Origin of the sequence: Vibrio sp. M260118, assembly GCF_036533755.1 — a bacterium.
Classification (GTDB): domain Bacteria; phylum Pseudomonadota; class Gammaproteobacteria; order Enterobacterales; family Vibrionaceae; genus Vibrio.
On record NZ_JATABG010000677.1, the window covers coordinates 1 to 684 of the forward strand.

General features: G+C 47.4%; 1 protein-coding gene and 1 pseudogene. Both read left to right on the top strand.

Annotation, left to right across the window (positions count from 1 at the left end):
• Positions 1 to 111 (top strand): annotated as a pseudogene (locus QTO00_RS20505) (ExbD/TolR family protein); the annotation flags it as partial.
• An 11-nt stretch (positions 112 to 122) separates the two neighbouring features.
• The coding region (locus QTO00_RS20510; RefSeq protein ID WP_331426380.1) for a heme/hemin ABC transporter substrate-binding protein at positions 123 to 684 on the top strand (562 nt) is incomplete at its 3' end.

The following is a 684-nucleotide window of genomic DNA, read 5'->3' on the forward strand; positions in this document are numbered from 1 at the left end:
GTCATAGGCGCAGATAAAACTGCCGAAGTTCAGCACCTAGTTAAGCTGCTCGCCTTTCTTCAAGAGAATGGTATTCAAGCAACGCAACTGCTCACGGAAGAATCAAAATAATCGAGTTCAATATGTTTAAAAAAGTCCTAATTAACACCATTACAGCTCTCTCAGTATCACTTGTCGCCTGTTCATCATTAGCCAATGAGCGAATTGTTAGCGCAGGAAGTGCGGTCACCGAATTGCTCATCGCTCTAAATCAGCAGGACAAGCTCGTTGCTGTTGATGTGACCAGTGAACTTCCAGCGTCACTCGAGCTACCTAAAATCGGTTATCATCGCCGCCTATCAGCCGAGGGGTTACTCGCACTTGATCCCAATCGTCTAATTGGCTCCGATGAAATGGGACCGGAAACCGCTCTTAGTCAACTCCGCTCAGCCGGTGTTGAAGTTGATGTCGTCAATACTAAGCCAACCCCACAAGGGCTGCTTGAGCGTATTGATGAAATCGCCGCACTGACAAAATCACAGCAACATGCAGACGCGCTGAAACAACAGGTAGCGGAGCAAATTGCAAGTTTAGAGAAAAACAGAGCAGCACAAAATACAGCGAAGAAGGTACTGTTCTTGCTCATTCACGAAGGGCGACCTGCGAACGTTGCAGGCAGTGACACCACTCCAAATGCAATTATCG